The organism is Promicromonospora sp. NPDC023987 (assembly GCF_040639055.1).
GTDB lineage: Bacteria > Actinomycetota > Actinomycetes > Actinomycetales > Cellulomonadaceae > Promicromonospora.
On the sequence record NZ_JBEZZF010000044.1, the window covers coordinates 1 to 17,156 of the forward strand.

A 17,156-nucleotide genomic window follows, 5' to 3' on the forward strand; every position below is an offset into this window, starting at 1 on the left:
TCTTTCGCGCGCCCCCGCCCCTCTCCTCTCCCACCGCGCCCCCCCCCCCCCGGGCCGCAGGCCCTCCACCAGGCCCCACCGTGCCCACCGGCACGGCAGCCAGAACGCCGGCGCCGCTAGTTGCGGTTGATCGTGAACGTCGACGTCTCGTTCACGATGTCGCGGTAGTTGTTCTCGAACGTCAGGTTGTTGAACGTCACCGAACCAACCGCCGGACCCTGTCCTGCCTCCGGCATCGGGTTGGCCCAGAGCCCGTACCCGGACCGGTCGTCGTACTGGTCTCCGCTGCGCTGCGCACCGGAGACCGACACGTCGGTGAACACGGTGTCCTGGATCGGGTTGACCGGCTGGCCGCCGACGTACTGGGTCTGGAACATGATCCCCGAGTACGTCGGGTCAGTGATATCGAGGTCGTTGATCCTGATCGCAGTGAACGGCTTCGACGCCGAGAACAGCCACACTGCCGGGAACACCTGGTCACCCCAGAAGTGGCCGCCGGAGCGCACCACCGAGATGCCCTCGAAGGTGGTCGGCGCCGGGCCGAACCCCTCCATCGGGTACCCGAAGTCCAGCGAGCTGATGGTCACGCCGGAGTAGACGAGCGTGTCCGCGATGTAGATGTTGCGGAACGTGTTGTTCTGCCCGCCGTAGACCGCCAGTCCTGCGGCCCGCCACGTGTTGGTGGACGTCAGGTTCTCGAACACGTTGCCCTGCTGGCCGCTGCCTCCGGCATCGGTCGCGGCGAACAGCGCGAACGAGTCGTCCCCTGTGCCGCGCGCCTGGTTGTTGTGCACGTGGTTGTTCGCACTGCCGTTGGTCATGTTCAGCGCGTCGGCGAACGTGTTGCGGATCCGGGAGTCCTTGATCTCCGAGTCGTCCATGTTGGCCGCCCAGAACATGCAGATCATGTGCTCGACCCAGATGTTGTCGATGGTCATGTCGGAGATGTTGGCGAAGTCGAAGACCTTTCCGGGCCCGTCGATCCGCGACGTGTAGTTGCCGAAGTAGGCGAAGTCGCGGAACGTCGAGCCGTTCGCCGTCCCGTCCGCCCGGAACCCGATGTCGGTGTTCTCCTGGCCGGCCGGTGCGTGGAACCGCGTGAACCACGGCCCAGCGCCCACGATGTCGGCCGCCTTGCCGTAGACCTGGAACTTGCTGGCGGTCTGGTAGTCGCCGGCGGGGAGGTAGACGCCGGCCAGGCTGCCCGTCGAGTCCATCCGGAACCGGTCGAGCGCGTCCTGGACGTCCTGGTGCGAGAACCCGTCCGGCTCCACGTACCGGGCCGGGTCCGGGTTGGCCTGCGGCGTCGCCTGCTCCAGGTCGACGAAGTCGACCGTGTACCGGCTGGTGTTGCTCGCCGTCTTCTGCAGCCTGATCGTCGAGCCCGCTTCGACGGTGGTGCCGAGCAGGGTGTTCGCCTCGTCGTAGATGTGCCGCGGCGCGCCCTGGCCGGGCTGGTTGCCCGGGTTCGCCTCGTTGCCGTACAACCAGGCGTAGCGGGAGGTCAGGTCGATGTTCTTGAGGAACTCGCCGTCCACGTAGACCGCGAGCGTCGCGTTGGTGCCGCCGCCGCCTGCGGCGTCGGGCATGGAGAACCGCACCACCAGGGAGTTGGCCGACGCGCGCGTGGTCCACTCGACGTAGGCGCCGGTCTGGTCGAGCGTGACCGCCCGGCGCCCGGACGCCTCGCCAGCGAGGTCACCGACCACGCGGTTCGGCCCGACGGCGACGGCCCCGCCGCCGGCGACCCCGTCCTCCGCCTCGTAGGTGTCGAACGGCATGTCCGCACCCCGGCCGATGAACAGGGACTGCGTGACCTCGTTGTTCGCCCGCTTGGCCGCGACCTCCGTCGAGTCGGGGGCCGCGGTCACGGTGACGTCGTACGCGCCGTCGGCGGCAGGCCAGGTGCCCAGGTCCACGCTCTGGCTGGTGCCGCCCGCGGCGATCGTGCCAGAGACCGAGGCGGTGAGGGTGCGGACCACCGAGCCGGCGTCGTCCCGCACCGTGAGCGTGAGGTCGTGCGGGCCAGAGCCCGTGGCGAGCGTGCCCCGGTTCGCGATCCGTGCCGAGAACGTCACCGTCTCGCCGGCCGCCGGCGTGGTCGGGGTCCAGGACACCGTCGGCACCAGGTCGGAGCTCGCGATCTCGGTCACCACCAGCGGGTCCGGGTGCGCGTAGGCGTTGTCGCTCTCGGACTGCTCGGCGACGGCGTCCGACGGGTCGACGGCAGCCCCGATCTCGTACGAGCCGGCCGCCCGCGCGCCGATGTCCGCGGTGACCGTGGCCTCGGCGCCCGCATCGAGCGCACGCACCTCGCCGGTGGCCACCTCGTCGCCGTCGACCGTGAACGAGACGCCCGTCGCGCCCGATGCCTCGGTCCCGATGTTCTTCACGACGGCGGACAGGGTGACGTCGTCGGACTCCGTGGGTGACGCCGGGTCCGCGGTGACACCGGTGACCGTCAGGTTCGGGTTCGCCGCGGGAAGGCCGAACACCTGCAGCTCGGCCACCTGCCCGTTGCCCGAACCCGTGTTGCCGGTGAACCGCAGCCGCACCTCCTGCGCGGTACCGGTGACGGGAACCGTCACGGTGTTGCCCGTCGCGGGGTCGAAGGCGTGACCGGCCGACGGCGCGAGCGTGGCCCACGCGTCCCCCGCACCCGTGCGGCCCTGCACCTCGAAGGTCTGCGTACGCGGCCCCCAGGCGGTGGCCGGCGGCAGCTTCACGACGACGCCGCTCAGCTCGGCCGCCGACTCCAGCGCCACCGCCAGCGTGCTCGGATACTGCCCGCCCGCGCCCTCCCAGTACGTCGAGGTGTCCCCGTCGTTGGCGTTCTCGGCGACGTAGGTCCACTGGGTCGACGACGCCTCAAGGGTGCGGCCTTCCGCGAGGTCGGTCCCCTCCACCGGCTCGTCCGGGTCCGGAGCGGCCCGCGTGCCGCGCACCTCGAGCTCCGACAGCTGGCCGGCGGGCCAGCCGCTGTTGGCGGTGACGGTAACCCGGAGGTAGCGCGCCTCGGTGTCCGGGACGTCGATCGTCACCGTGTTGTCCGACGCCGGGTCGAACCGCCGCTCGGCGCTCGCGGCCAGGGTGGTGAAGGTGGAGCCGTCCGCGCCGGCCTGGACCGACAGCGTCTGGGTGCGGGCCTCCCAGGTGCTGGGGAGCCGGAGCACCACCTCCTCGACGGTCGCGCCGGTGCCGAGGTCGACCTGCGCCCACTGCGGGAGGCTGCCGTTGGTCGACTCCCAGTAGGTCGCCTGGTCGCCGTCGGTCAGGTTGTCAGCGAGGTAGGGCGCGTTGTTGCTGCTGGCTGCGGCGGGGGCGTCGGTGGAGAGGACGCCGGCCGCGGCGACCGCCGGCGTGGGCACGAGGATCACGGCCGTCAGGGCGGTGGTGGTGAGCACGGACAGGAGAGCGGGAGCTGGTCCCGGTCTGCGCCCATGGCCCGGTACATGGCGTGGCGTTGCGGAGCGGAACATCGTCGTCCCCGATCTCCCGTCCTCTTTGACGGGGTCGTCACCAGGATGGATCTTCGGTCCTTGCTGTATGTCCGTCGATAATCACGCGTTACTCTGTCGAGTTCTTGCGTTTGAGTGTTCCGGACATTACTGACGCCGACGCGCGGGCGTCAAGGGTTCGCCGGTGCGGACCGTTCGGGCGGAGCCGTTCAGGACGTACGCTCGGGCCGAAGCCGAGCGACCTGGAGCACCTGTGACCGACCCCGCATCACACGCCGACCTGTCCGCGAACCTGCCCGCGGGGCCGCCCGCCGAGCTGCCCGCCGAGCTGCGCGATCGGGCCGCCGCGCTCGACGCGGCAGATCCGCTGGCCCGGTACTGCGACCTCTTCGCCCCGAGCGACGGCCTGGTCGCATACCTCGACGGCAACTCGCTCGGCCGGCCGCTGACCGCGACCCGCGAGCGGCTCGCGTCCTTCGTGGACGGTCCGTGGGCCGCACGCCTGATCCGGTCGTGGGACGAGGGCTGGATGGACGCGCCGACCGAGCTCGGTGACACCCTCGGCCGGGTGGTCCTGGGCGCCGCACCAGGTCAGACCGTCGTCGCCGACTCGACGACGGTGCTGCTCTACAAGCTGGCCCGCGCCGCCGTCGACGCGCGGCCGGGGCGCAGCGTGATCGTCGCCGACACCGAGAACTTCCCCACCGACCGGTTCGTGCTCCAGGGCATCGCCGCCGAGCGCGGCCTGGAGCTCCGCTGGATCACGCCAGACGCCGAGGGGGGCGTGACACCGGAGGAGGTGGCCGCCGTCGTCGGGCCGGATACCGCGCTGGTGCTGCTCAGCCATATCGCGTACAAGTCCGGCTACGTCGCCGACCTCCCTGCGATCACGCGGATCGTGCATGACGCCGGGGCGCTCGTCCTGTGGGACCTCTGTCACTCCGCGGGCTCGGTGCCGCTGGACCTGGACGCCGACGGCGTGGACATCGCCGTGGGCTGCACGTACAAGTACCTGAACGGCGGGCCCGGCTCACCCGCCTTCGCGTACCTGGCGACAGGTCTGCAGGACGAGGTGCGACAGCCGGTCCAGGGCTGGATGGGGGCCGCCGACCCGTTCGCGATGGGACCCGAGTACGAGCCCGCCAGCGGGATCCGGCAGCTCATCAGCGGCACGCCGCCGGTGATCGGGATGCTGCCGATGCGCGACATGCTCGAGCTCGTCGAGGAGGCCGGGATGCCGGCGGTGCGCGCGAAGTCGCTGGCGCTGACCGGGTTCGCGATGGAGATCGCCGACGAGTACCTGACCGGGGTTCGGGTGGCCTCGCCGCGTGACCCGGAGCGCCGGGGGAGCCACATCATGCTCGACCACCCGGACTTCAAGCGGGTCGTCGCCCAGGCCTGGGAGCGTGGCGTGATCCCGGACTTCCGCCCGCCGCAGGGCCTCCGGGTAGGCCTCTCCCCGCTCAGCACGAGCTACATGGAGGTGGCGGCAGGCCTCTGGCAGATCCGCACCCTCCTGACTGACCGCCGTCGTTGAGTGCTGGGTATCTGTGGGGTCGAAACGTTCTGATCCCGCAAATACCCAGCACTCAACGGGGTGGGAGGTCGGGGAGGTTGCTGCGGAGGACCTTGCCCGTGGGGTTGCGGGGGAGCGACTTCAGGAAGTGGACGTCGCGCGGGAGCGAGAAGCGCGGGAGCCGGCCCCTGAGCCGGTCGACCAGGGCCTCGGCGGTGAGCGCCGCGCCGTCGTGCAGCACCACGAACGCGGCGAACCGGTTGCCGAACGTCTCGTCGGGCACGCCGAAGACGGCGACGTCCGCGACCTCGGGCATCGTGGTGATCGCGTCCTCCACGGGACGCGGAAAGACGTTCTCGCCGCCCGAGACGATCATGTCGTCGGCCCGGCCCAGCACGTAGAGGCGGCCTGCGGCGTCGAGCCGGCCGCGGTCGCCGGTGGCCATCAGGTCGCCGAACATCTGCTTGCCCGTCCCGTTCGTGTACCCCTCGAACAGCATGCCGTTGCCGACGCAGATCTGGCCGACGTCGCCGCGGGGTACCGGCCGGCCGTCGTCGTCCAGGATGCCGATGCGGGTGCCCAGGGGCGGGCGGCCCGCCGTCGTCGGCTCGGCAGCCAGGTCCTCGGGCGTGGAGATCGAGGCCCACGAAGCTTCCGTGGAGCCGTACAGGCCGTAGAGGACCGGGCCGAACTCGTCGAGGAACTGGGTGATGCGCGCGGCCGGCATGGCCGAACCCGAGTAGGCGACGACGCGGAGCGACGACGTGTCGTACCGTGCCTTCACCTCTGGCGGCAGGTCGAGAATGCGCTGCAGCATGACGGGCACCACGATCAGGGCGGTCACCCGCCGCTCCTCGATCGTCCGGAGGACCTGCTCGGGGTCGAACCGCCGCCGCAGCACCAGCTCGGCGTGCAGAGCCATGCCGAGCTGCAGGGCGGCGAGCCCCCAGGTGTGGAAGATCGGCGTGGCGATCATCATCCGGTCGCCGGCCCGCAACGGGATGACCGACAGCAGCGACGCCGCCTCGCTCAGGCCGTGCGGTTGTGGACGGCGGGCGCCCTTCGGTGTGCTCGTGGTGCCCGACGTCATGACGACCGTCCGGCCGGGCCGCTCCGGCACGGGCACCCTGGCCGGGCGGCCGGGGCGGCCGGGGCCGCCGGGGCCGCCGGCGGCGATGAGCTCGGCGAGGTCGGAGGTGCCGTCGTCGGTCCAGGTGGTGCGGACGCGTAGGTCGGCGGGCAGGTCGGGCTCCTGGTCCAGGAACTCCTGGTCGGCGAGGAAGAGGGCCGGCCGCTGCTCGGCGACGACGTCCGACACCTGGACGGGGGACAGGCCGGAGTTGCAGAGCAGCGTGGTGGCGCCGAGCTTGGCCAGCGCCACCATGGCCTCGATGAGGCCGCCGTGGTTACGGCACATCACGGCGACGGGGGTGCCGGCGCCGACGCCCAGGTCCTTCAGGGCGTTGGCCAGCCGGTCGGTGCGCTCGTCGAGCTCGCAGAAGGTCGAGCTGCGCCGGTCGTCGACGACCGCCGTCTGGTGGGGGGCGCGCACAGCACTCGCGCGGTAGCCGCCCGCGATGGACGGGCCCCAGGTGATGAGCTGCCAGATGGCGCCGACGTCCCGGTGCACGCGAGGGCCAGGGGCGAGGACGCCCGACCGGACGAGGTGGAAGCCCTGGTTGAACAGGTTCTCCCTGCGGTCGACCTGCACCAGGCTGCCGGTCCGGACCTGTGTCGCGCTGGTACTCAGCACTTCGCCTCCCGTGGCTCGCCTCTATTGCAGTCGCATTCAATAGCAACCTGGTCCCTGAGGCAAGCGTTAGGCGGCGTGACGATCTCCTTCGAGGCCTAAGTCGCTCCGCTTTGCGGCCGCTCAAAGCGAAGAAACTTAGGCCTCGAAGGGCAGGGCGGGCACGTCAGCGCGGCGGTCCGGTGAGGGAGAGGGCCAGGGCGCCCAGGGACTTGAGGGTCTCCTCGGCGGCCTGCTCGTCGTAGCCGCGCGTGCAGACCGAGACCACCAGGGTGTCCGGGCCCGGCTCGCCCACGAACGCGACGTCGTGCCGGATGCCGTCCACCCAGCCGGACTTGGAGCCGAACGGGACGCCGTGCGGCACTGCGGCGGTCAGCTGGCGGTCGGTCTGGCGCCCGAGCAGCTCGCACATCCAGCCGGTCCGTTCCGGGCCTGCGAGCTTCCCGGCGACCAGGGCCGACATGAGCAGGCACAGGTCGGCCGCCGTCGTCCGGTGCGAGGCGCCCGCCTGTTCCGCGGCCAGGTCCGAGTACTTGCGGCCGAAGACCGAGCCGGTCGCACCGGCGTCGGCCAGGACCTTGTTCACTGCGGGCAGGCCCACGCGGTCGGCGACCATGTTGGTCGCCTCGTTCGAGGAGACGGTGATCATGCGCTCGACGACGTCGCCAAGGGGCATCGGGGTGCCGTCGGGCGGGAGCCCCTCGTCGACGTCGTCGGGCTCGATGGTGTAGTCGCCCGCGCCGGGTACCTGCGAGGTGAAGGTCCGGGTAGCCGTGCGGACCTCGTCGAGGCTCGCCGTCCCGGCGTCGAGCTCGCGGGCCGCCGCCACGAGCACCGCGAGCTTCACGGTCGAGGCCGCGTAGAAGTCCACGTGGTCCTGGCGCGCGGCCAGCACCTCGCCCGACGCCCTGGCGATCCGGTAGGCCACTACCGGGACCCCGTCGCTGTGCGTACCTGTCGACACCATGTCCTGGCTCCTTGCGTTGGTCGGTCCGGGCGGGTGCTGCCTACTTCGCGGTCTCGTGGACGACGTCGGACCAGGCACGGACGAGCGCCCGCGACTGCGCCTCGTTCTCCGCAGCGTGGACCATCGCCGCCGCGGCCAGCGCAGTCCGGTCGATGCCCGACTCCGCGAGCGCGGCCTCGTCCCACGTCGCGACGCGCTCCGGCCGTGCCTCGGGGTGGAACTGCAGGCCCCACGCCAGGTCGCCCACCCGGAAGGCCTGGATCGGGCAGTCCCCGCTCGAGACCAGCAGCGTCGCCGTCGGCGGGAGGCCGGTCACCGAGTCCTCATGGTTCTCGATCATCCACAGCGGCTCGTCCGGGACGCCCGGCAGCGCACCGAAGACCGGGTCGTCCGACGCCGCGGGGAGCACCGTGAGCGGGCACATGCCGCGCTCCGTCTCGCCCGACCGAGCGGTCACGCTGCCGCCCGTGACGTGCGCCAGCAGCTGTCCGCCGAGGCACAGCCCGAGCACCGGCACGCCGTCGGCCAGCGCCTCCGTGGTCAGCCGGCGCTCGCGGGCCAGGAACGGGTGGTGCACGTCGTCGTCGGGCATGAAGCCGCCGCCGAGCAGGACCAGGCCCGCGAACCCGTCCAGGCTCTCCGGAAGCTCTGCGCCGGGGGTGAGGACAGGCTCGAGCCCGGCTTCGGGAAGCCACTGTTCGAGCCTGCCCATCAGACTGGTGGGCGAGTTCAGGACAACCAGGACACGCGTCATGCTTCGACCCTATGGGCCACCAGCTCTCGCGCGAAGTGGCAGGCCACCACGTGGGCAGCGGCGCCGGCCGGGGCGGTGCCGGGAGTGCTGGGAGCGCCCCCGTCGTGGCGCGCGACCAGCGCGGGTACCTCCGTCTCGCACACCGACGGGACCAGGCGCAGGCCGGATCGGCCCGTCGGTGTGCCGGACGCGTCCGGACCCGGGCCTGCCTCCGGCAGCGTCGGGGCGAGCCAGCAGCGCGTGTGGAACGGGCATCCGGACGGCGGGTCCACCGGAGAGGGCGGGTCACCCTCCAGGACGATCGTGCCGACGGCGCGGGTCGACGCAGCGTCGTCGAGGGCGGGGGCGGCAGGGACCAGCCGGACCGACGGGTCGGGCACCGGCACCGCCGACAGCAGCGCCTGCGTGTACGGGTGCTGGGCCGTGTCGTACACGTCGGCCTCCGGCCCTCGCTCGACGATGCGACCGAGATACATCACCGCGACGTCGTGGGCGATGTGCCGCACCACGCCGAGGTCGTGCGCCACGAACAGGTACGACAGCCCCAGCTCGGCCTGGAGGTCCTCCAGGAGGTTGATGACCTGGCCCTGCACCGAGACGTCCAGCGCGGAGACGGGCTCGTCGCACACCAGGATCTTGGGCCGCAGAGCGAGCGCGCGGGCGATCCCGACGCGCTGCCGCTGGCCGCCCGAGAACTGGTGCGGGTACCGGTTCGCGTGCTCGGGGTCGAGACCGACGAGCTCCAGCAGCTCGCCCACGGCGGCGCGCCGTCCGCCCGCCGGGTCGATGCCATGGATCGCGAACGGCTCGCCCACGATCTCGCTCACCGGCATCCGCGGGTTCAGTGACGTGTACGGGTCCTGGAACACCATCTGCACGTCGCGGCGCAGCTGCTTGCGACCGGCTCGGGACAGGTGCAGCACGTCCTCGCCGTCCACGAGCACCTGGCCGCTCGTCGGCTTCTCGATACCGACCAGCACGCGGGCGAGCGTCGACTTGCCCGAACCGGACTCGCCCACCAGACCGAGGCTGCGGCCGCGGTCCAGGCGGAGCGAGACGCCGTCCACGGCCTTCACCGCGGCGACAGAGCGGCGGAGCAGGCCGTTGCGGACGGGGTAGTGCTTGACGAGGTCACGCACCTCGAGCACGGGCTCAGTCATCACGTCCTCCGGTGTCGGTGAACGTAGGCATGGTCGCCTCATCGCCGGTTGTCGTGCGACGATCCCTACGTTCGACGGCGCCTGCGCCGTCAGCGGCGCCCGCACCGTCGTCGGCCGCCGGGTTTCTGCCCGCCATGATGTCCGCCGCGAAATGGCACGCCGACATCCGGCCCTCGGCCGGGACGGCCGCGGGCGGCACGTCCGTGCGGCACACGTCGCGGGCCGCGTCGCAGCGCGGGTGGAACGGACAGCCGGCCGGCATCGCGGCAGGGTTCGGCGGGCGCCCCGGGATCACGGACAGGCGCCCGGCACCCGAGGAGGACGGGATCGACCGCAGGAGCGCGCGCGTGTACGGGTGCGCCGGCGTCGTGTAGACGGGCACGACGGGTGCCTGCTCGACGGCGCGGCCCGCGTACATGACCGTGACGTCGTCGGCGACGCCGGCCACGACGCCCAGGTCGTGCGTGATCAGCACGAGGCCCATCTGCCGCTCTGCCTGGATCTCGGCGAGGAGCCGCAGGACCTGTGCCTGCACGGTGACGTCGAGGGCCGTGGTGGGCTCGTCAGCGATGAGCACGTCGGGATCCATCGCCAGTGCCGAGGCGATCATGACGCGCTGGCGCATGCCGCCCGAGAACTGGTGGGGGTACTCCTTGACGCGGGCCTTCGCGTTCGGCACCTTGACGAGGTCGAGCAGCTCGACGGCTCGCCTGCGGGCGTCGGCGCGCGACATCCCGCGCCGCGCCCTGAGCGCCTCGGTGAGCTGGTAGCCCACGGTGTGCACGGGGTTCAGCGCGGCCAGGGCGTCCTGGAACACCATCGCCACCTGGTCGCCGCAGCGTGCTCGGTGCTCCTTGCGGCTCAGGCCGAGCAGGTCGGTGCCGGCCAGGTGGACGCTCCCGCGCGCGACGTGCGCCGTGTCCGGGAGCAGACCAAGGACGGCCAGCGACGAGACGGACTTGCCCGAACCGGACTCGCCGACGATGGCGAGCGTGCGGCCGGCCTCGACCCGGTAGGACAACCCGTCGACGGCGCGGACCGGGCCGTCGGGCGTCCGGAACTCGACGGTCAGGTCGGTGACCTCGAGGAGCACGTCGCTCGGTGCTGCCCCGGGGGCGGAGCCGGATGCGCCGTTCGGCACCGGCCTCGTGACGGCGCTCATGCCGTGAGCCTCGGGTCGAGGGCGTCGCGCAGGGCGTCGCCGAGCACCACCAGCGCCAGCACCGTGGCCACCAGGCAGATCAGGGGTGCGAGCAGGATGTGCGGCGATCCGCCGAGCACCCACTGCGAACCCTGCTCGATCTGGATGCCCCAGCTCGTCGCGGGCGGGCGCACCCCGATGCCCAGGAAGGACAGCACCGCCTCCGCGCTGATCACGCCGGCCACCGACGTCGGCAGCAGCGCCGTGACGGTCCCGATCGCGTTCGGCAGCACGTGGCGGACCATGATGCGCAGGTCGGAGGCGCCCAGTGAGCGTGCGGCGGTGACGTAGTCAAGGTTCTTGGCCTCCAGGGTGCTGGCCCGGACGTACCGGGCGTACGGCATCCAGCCGAACAGGATCAGCACGACGGCTGGCAGCAGGATCACGTTGAACGTCCCCGCACCAAGGTCGACGCCCTTGAACAGGGAGAGCACCAGCAGCGCCGCCAGCAGCAGCGGAACCACCAGGAACACCTCGACGGTCCGCGAGATCAGGTAGTCCACCCAGCCGAGGTAGTACCCGGCGAGCAGCCCGAGGGTGACGCCGATGACCACCGAGACGCCGACGACGACGAGCGCCAGCAGCAGCGACGGTCGGACGCCGTGCACCATCGTGGCCAGCACGTCGCACCCGAGCGCGTCGGTGCCGAGCGGGTGCTCGCTACCCCAGCCCTGCGGGTCCGTGCGGGCCTCCCGGATCGGGCACGATCGCGGGCTCGTGGTGGTGAACAGCTGGGGGAACGCGGCCATCACCGCGAAGACCAGCAGGACGGCGGTCGCGATGATCGTGTCGGGCCGTCGGCGCAGCGTGCGCCAGGCCTCGCCCAGCGGGTTCGACGGTGTACCGGCCGACCCCGTCGTCGGCGTGGGGGTGGCTGCGTCACTCATAGCGAATCCTCGGGTCGAGCAGGGCGTAGGCGATGTCGACGACGATCATCACGACGACGGTCACGGCGGCCAGCAGGGTCACGATGCCGAGCACGAGCCCGACGTCGTCGTCCCGCACGGCGCCCCACAGGACGCCGCCCATGCCGTAGATGTTCATCAGGCCCTCGGTGATGACGGCCCCGCCGAGGGCCTCGGTGAAGGTCAGCCCGATCGCTGTCACCACGGGCACCGACGAGTTGCGCACGACGTGGTGCACGACGACATGGCGCTCGGCCAGCCCCTTCGACCGGGCGGTGCGCACGTGGTCGCCCTGGTAGGACTCGAGCTGGCCGGCGCGGACCAGGCGGATGAACGCCGCCGACCCGGCCAGGCCGAGGAGGATGCCGGGCACGACGACGGTGGCCCAGGGGTGCTCGGGGTCGAACGACGGCTTGAACCAGTACGGCGGCCAGCTGTTCTCGCCGAACGTCCGTTCGGCCCACCCGTTCAGCGGCACCGCGACGACGTACCGGTAGACGATCAGCAGCACGAAGACCGGGAACGCGTCGATGAGCACCGACGTCAGCCTGATGCCGTGGTCGCTCGGCGAGCCGCGCCAGCGCGCGGCGACGGAGCCGAGCACCATGCCGAGGGCGAGCCAGGTCACCAGGACGACGCAGAAGAGGCGGATCGTGTTCGGCGCCGCCGCCGCGACGATGTCCGAGACCTCGCGCCCGCGCAGGTTCGTGCCGAAGTCGCCCTGCGCGTACTGGCCGAGACGCTCGACGAACGGGCCGAGGCACGGGTCGCCCACCTGGTCGAAGCAGGGGTCGTCGAGGTTGAAGCGCTGCTCGACGGCAGCGACCTGCGCCGGGGACGGGATCTTGTCCCCGAAGAACGCCTGCGCCGGGTTGCCGTTGAGCTGGATGGCGACGGTCGTGAGCAGATGCAGCAGCAGCATCACGAGCAGCAGCGTGCCGACCGCCTGCAGCACACGCCTGAGGATGTAGCGACCCATGGCCTACTTTCGTGCTGGTCTCTGTCGTGGGCGTGACCCTTGCCCCTGGAAGGGAAACGGGACGCAACGGTCACGCCCACGACGAAGGTGGCTTACTCGGTGATCTCGATCTCGCGCAGGATCGGCGCACCCGAGAACGGGTTGAGGATCACGTTGTCGAGCCGTTCGCTGTAGTACGTCGCGCTGAAGCTCCAGGTGAACGGGATGGTCGGGAACTCGTCGGCGAGGATGCCCTCCGCCTCCTGGTAGAGCGCCACCGCGTCGTCGAGCGTCGGCGCGGCGTCTGCCTCGTCGAGCTTGTCCTCGAACTCCTTGCTGTACCAGCCGAACTGGCTGTCCTTCGCCGAGCCGGACGCGTAGAAGCTGAGGTAGTTCTCGTTCAGCGGGTAGTCGGGGAACCAGTTGTTCCGGAACATGCCGTCATAGCCCTGTGCGGCCCGGGTGCTGAAGTAGTCCGGGTCGACGTTGAGCTCGTAGGGAATGCCCAGCACCTCCTCGATCGAGTTGCCGATCGCGGTGAAGCGCTCCACCTCTGCCTCGTCGTCGCCCAGGCTGATCTGCAGCTTCTCGCCCTCGGGCCAGCCGCCGGCCTTCTCGAGCGCCGCCTTGGCCGCCTCCGGGTCGAAGGTGCACCACTCGCAGGTGCCGGCCTCGCCGCCAGGGACGCCGCCGGGAACCACCCAGGAGTCGGCAGGGATCGCCTGACCGGAGCCGAGCGAGGCGACGATGCCCTCGCGGTCGATCGCCATCGAGATCGCCTTGCGGAACTCCTTGTCGTTCCACGGGCCGTCCGTGTACCCCGAGAAACCGATGTAGGTCAGGGCGGAACCGGGGCGCTCGACGTACCGCTCGGCGAGCTCCGGGTCGTTCTTCGCCGCCTCGACCTCGGCGGTCGGCGGGAACGAGATGTCGATGTCGCCGGACTTGAAGTCGGCCCAGCTCGCGGTCTCGCCCGCCGAGTACTCGGTCCAGTGGATCGAGTCGTACTCCGGGGTCTCTTCCAGCGGGTAGTCGGCCCACTTCTCGGCGGTGAGCTCCTGACCCTGCTGCCAGTCGGTCACCTGGAACGGACCGTTGCCGATGGGCGTCTTGGCGCACGCTTCGACGTCGTCCAGGCACTCCTGGGCGATCGGGAAGAAGCCCGTGTAGCCGAGCATCGTCGCGAAGCCCGCGAACGGGGAGCTGAGCGTGACCTCGAGCGTCAGGTCGTCGATGACCTGCAGCCCGGACAGCTCGTCCGCCGCACCCTCCTTCACGATCTCGTCGTTCTCGTCCGTCTCGGGCTGCATCTCTTCGTAGCCCTCGACGATGCTGAAGAAGTAGTTGGAGTACAGGCCGTTGTCTCCGTCGGCCGTGTAGTTCCAGGAGCGGGCGAACGCCTCGGCGTCGACGGGCTCGCCGTTCTGGAACGTGAGGTCCGGCTTGATCTTGATGGTCCAGACCGTGTTGTCCTCGCCTGCCTCGATGGACTCGGCCACGTAGTTGTACGGCTCAGTGGTCTCCGGGTCGTACCGGACCAGACCGTCATAGACGACGTCCAGGACGCTGATCGGGTCGTAGGACCCGGCATCGCCCGGAAACAGCGTCTCCATGTCCTGGCTGATCCAGGTCTCCAGCGTGACCGGACCGTCGCTCTGGGACTCGGTGTCGTTCGGGGTGCACCCGGCGACCGTCAGAGCCACGGCGGCACACGTAGCGACCGCGGCGAGCGGGCCCCTTTGTCCTACTCGTGCTTGCCTCACTGCTTGCCTCCCCATGTCGGCTCCCCGATCCGGGGGACGGGGAGATTTGGACCATATCGCCAGAGCGGGCCGGTTGCGCGAAAACTCGTGTTAACCGTCTGTAACGATTCGGCAAGGACCCTTCCCTCCGTACGCCGGACGAACCCGACGTCGGGAACGCGTGGGCCGGAGTTGTTTCCGTCGCGTGCCTGCGCGACGGAAACAACTCCGGCCGGATCGTCAGTGCCGGATCATCACTGTTCGGCACTGTTCGGCACTGTTCGGCACTGTCAGGCCGGGTCGGCCAGGATGACGGGGATGCGGAGGGCGGAGGGACGGTTCGGGCCGGTGTGGATGCGGTTGGTCCCGTTGAACCGTCCCACCGGGCGCTCCTGCTCGTCGGAATCCATCCGGACGTGGATGGTCTCGTTGTCGCTGGAGCTGATCTCCAGGAGGAGCTGGTCGCCGGGGGCGAGGACGATGCTGGTCGGCCAGACCTCGATGTCGACAGCGACGATCTCGTCCGGTACGAGATCCTGTTGTTCGTCGTGGACGAGGTACGGGCGGTACGGCAGCGACCTGTCGGGATCGGTCTTGCGATGTGACGCCCGGAGCCAGCCCTGTGCCAACGGCTGGACGGGCTGGTCCACCGGGTTGATCCCGAACACCTCGTCGCCGTCGGCGGTGATCTGGCGAAGAGTGACGTAGAAGTCCGCGTCCGTGCTGGACGACGACACCCAGAGCCGCAGGGCGATCGGCCCGGTGATCTCGCGGATGTCGTGGCCGGGCGGCAGCAGGAACGACGCGGTCCCTTCCGGCGCCGGGTACTCGACCATCCCGTCGCTCGCGGGACCCGAGTCGCCGAGCCGGAGATCGGTGGCGTCGAGGTACAGGTCCCGCCACTCGGTCCCGGTCAGCGGCCAGCCGGTGTCGTCGCGCCAGCTGATCCCGTCCGCGCCGCGCAGGGCGACCCGGACCGGAGGCTGGTCCAGCCAGCCCGTGTCCTCGCCCTTCAGGTAGTGGCCGAAGAAGCTTTCCTGCAGGGCCAGCGCCTCGGGGGAGTAGAACGGGAGGATGTGGCCGCCGACGAGGATCCGCAGCCACTTCTCGGACGAGGCGGCGTGCACGAAGCCCTCGATGTTCCCGCGGAGGTGCAGCATCAGGTTTCCCCAGTTGCCGACCGACACGAACGGGACCTCGATCTTGCCGAGGTCCGGCGTCCAGTCGGTGTAGGCGGCGTCGTCCAGCGGGTGTGCTCGCGACCTGTCGAACAGGTTGACGGCCTCCGACCCGGGGTTCCTGGCCGCGAGGATGCCGCCGCCCCACAGCCGCATGAAGTCCGCGTTGAGGATGCCGCCGTGCCGGATGAAGTCACGGTAGGCGTCGACTGCCCCCTCCCACGGCATCATGGCCGTGAGGTGCGGCGGCTGCAGGGCCGCGACGGTCCACTGGGTCATGGCGTAGAACGAGATGCCCAGCAGGCCGACCTTGCCGGTGCTCCACGGCTGGGTCCCGGCCCACTCGATCGCGTCGTAGTGGTCACGCGCCATCGCCGCGGAGAACGCGTCCAGCAGGCCCGGCGACGCACCCGAGCCGCGGGAGTCGACCCGCAGGACGGCGTAGCCGCGGGGCACCCAGTACTCCGGGTCGGGCGTCTCCCAGTTGAGGAAGACTCCCTTGCCGAGGGCGTCGTAGTAGTCCTTCTGCCGCGCCGCGAGGGAGAGGTCCTTGCCGTACGGGCCGAAGTTCATCAGCACCGGCGCCGCCGCGTTGTCGGCCGGGCGGTACAGGTTTCCCCGCAGTACGACGCCGTCGCGCATCGGGATCGGCACGTCTCGCTCGAAGATCAACGGCGCCGGCGGGTGCGCCGACGTCGGGACCGGGTCGTCGCTGAACACGTTGGCGCCGGTGCTCGGCTGTGTGCTCGTCCCGGTGCGGGGTACGGGGTTCGTCGTGGGCTGGGTCATCGCTTCCCCTTCGGCGGGCAGCTCAACAAAGGCTGCGGTGGAATAGTTCCACGATGGAATCTAAATGCTTCCATGGTGGATGTAAAGTGGCTGGGGATGTGGGGCTGCGCACAGAGCCGCCCACCGACTACGAGCGGGAGCGGGGATGACGGACCAGCGCGAGGGTGTCGAGGCCCATGAGGAGGCCGAGGGGCAGGCCGACCAGCGGGCACGCGTGCTCGACGGCATCAAGAGCTACGGTGCCGACTACGCGGACCTGCGGCGTGCCTTCGCCGGCTGGCTGCAGCTTCACCCCGGCGACGCCACCGCCCTGATCGAGATCGCCAACGACGAGAAGCGTGGCCGGCTGCTCACGCCGGCCCGCCTCGGCGAGCGCATCCGCCTGTCGCCCAACGCCACCTCGGCACTGCTCAACCGGCTGGAGGCCGCCGATCACGTGCGCCGCACGCACGAGCACCCCGACCGACGCGTGACCACCCTCCGCGCAGGCCCGCACGCGCAGGCCCTCGTCGCCGAGTACTTCGACCCGGTAGCCGTCCAGGTCAACGCCGCGATGGCGGACTTCCCCGACGACCTTCTCGCCCGGTTCGCCGACTTTCTCGAGCACCTCCATCACACCTTGCGTGACGTGCTGGCCGAGAAGCACGGCGAGGCGCGCGGCGAGCACGGGCAGGAACGTCACTGAGCCAACCAGGGGTCGGCGGTTGGCACCGCGGCGCCCGGGCAACGAAGTGCCCGGACGCCGCGGCTGCCGCACCAGCCGGACGAACGTGGTCAG

12 protein-coding genes are annotated in these 17,156 nt (G+C 70.8%); 2 read left to right on the plus strand and 10 right to left on the minus strand.

Annotated features, from left to right (window positions below; translation table 11 throughout):
- Positions 1 to 116 precede the first annotated feature (116 nt).
- Entirely contained in the window at positions 117 to 3,404 is a 3,288-nt protein-coding gene (locus AB0F40_RS18400) for a discoidin domain-containing protein (protein WP_357470612.1), read from the minus strand.
- Between the two features lie 370 nt (positions 3,405 to 3,774).
- Between AB0F40_RS18400 and AB0F40_RS18405 the strand changes: the two genes are divergently transcribed.
- Positions 3,775 to 4,995, plus strand: coding sequence for an aminotransferase class V-fold PLP-dependent enzyme (locus tag AB0F40_RS18405; RefSeq protein WP_357470711.1), 1,221 nt, complete (start codon positions 3,775 to 3,777; stop codon positions 4,993 to 4,995).
- Positions 4,996 to 5,047: 52 nt separating this feature from the next.
- Here AB0F40_RS18405 and AB0F40_RS18410 read toward each other — a convergent pair whose 3' ends face one another.
- From AB0F40_RS18410 to AB0F40_RS18450, 9 genes are all read right to left on the minus strand, one after another.
- Positions 5,048 to 6,727, minus strand: a complete 1,680-nt coding sequence (locus tag AB0F40_RS18410) for an AMP-binding protein (protein WP_357470615.1) — start codon at positions 6,725 to 6,727, stop codon at positions 5,048 to 5,050.
- A gap of 163 nt (positions 6,728 to 6,890) precedes the next feature.
- Positions 6,891 to 7,691, minus strand: a complete 801-nt coding sequence (locus AB0F40_RS18415) for a serine hydrolase (protein WP_357470618.1) — start codon at positions 7,689 to 7,691, stop codon at positions 6,891 to 6,893.
- A gap of 40 nt (positions 7,692 to 7,731) precedes the next feature.
- Positions 7,732 to 8,445: a type 1 glutamine amidotransferase gene (locus tag AB0F40_RS18420; protein ID WP_357470620.1), complete on the minus strand. Its 714-nt coding sequence runs from the start codon at positions 8,443 to 8,445 to the stop codon at positions 7,732 to 7,734.
- On the minus strand, positions 8,442 to 9,605 hold the full coding sequence (locus AB0F40_RS18425; protein WP_357470623.1) for an oligopeptide/dipeptide ABC transporter ATP-binding protein: 1,164 nt from the start codon (positions 9,603 to 9,605) through the stop codon (positions 8,442 to 8,444). Before AB0F40_RS18425 ends, AB0F40_RS18420 begins: the two co-directional genes overlap by 4 nt.
- Positions 9,598 to 10,767: an ABC transporter ATP-binding protein gene (locus AB0F40_RS18430; RefSeq protein ID WP_357470626.1), complete on the minus strand. Its 1,170-nt coding sequence runs from the start codon at positions 10,765 to 10,767 to the stop codon at positions 9,598 to 9,600. Before AB0F40_RS18430 ends, AB0F40_RS18425 begins: the two co-directional genes overlap by 8 nt.
- On the minus strand, positions 10,764 to 11,693 hold the full coding sequence (locus AB0F40_RS18435) for an ABC transporter permease (RefSeq protein WP_357470629.1): 930 nt from the start codon (positions 11,691 to 11,693) through the stop codon (positions 10,764 to 10,766). Before AB0F40_RS18435 ends, AB0F40_RS18430 begins: the two co-directional genes overlap by 4 nt.
- On the minus strand, positions 11,686 to 12,690 hold the full coding sequence (locus AB0F40_RS18440; RefSeq protein WP_357470632.1) for an ABC transporter permease: 1,005 nt from the start codon (positions 12,688 to 12,690) through the stop codon (positions 11,686 to 11,688). The genes AB0F40_RS18435 and AB0F40_RS18440 overlap by 8 nt, the downstream gene beginning before the upstream one ends.
- Positions 12,691 to 12,782: 92 nt before the next feature.
- Positions 12,783 to 14,372 carry an ABC transporter substrate-binding protein gene (locus AB0F40_RS18445; protein ID WP_357470635.1) on the minus strand — a complete coding sequence of 530 codons (1,590 nt, stop codon included), beginning with the start codon at positions 14,370 to 14,372 and terminating at the stop codon, positions 12,783 to 12,785.
- A gap of 329 nt (positions 14,373 to 14,701) precedes the next feature.
- A complete protein-coding gene (locus tag AB0F40_RS18450) occupies positions 14,702 to 16,378 on the minus strand; it encodes a CocE/NonD family hydrolase (RefSeq protein ID WP_357470638.1) in 1,677 nt (558 codons plus the stop codon).
- A 145-nt stretch (positions 16,379 to 16,523) separates the two neighbouring features.
- Here AB0F40_RS18450 and AB0F40_RS18455 point away from each other — a divergent pair, with 145 nt between their 5' ends.
- A complete protein-coding gene (locus tag AB0F40_RS18455; protein ID WP_357470641.1) occupies positions 16,524 to 17,063 on the plus strand; it encodes a MarR family winged helix-turn-helix transcriptional regulator in 540 nt (179 codons plus the stop codon).
- The last annotated feature ends 93 nt before the right edge of the window (positions 17,064 to 17,156 follow it).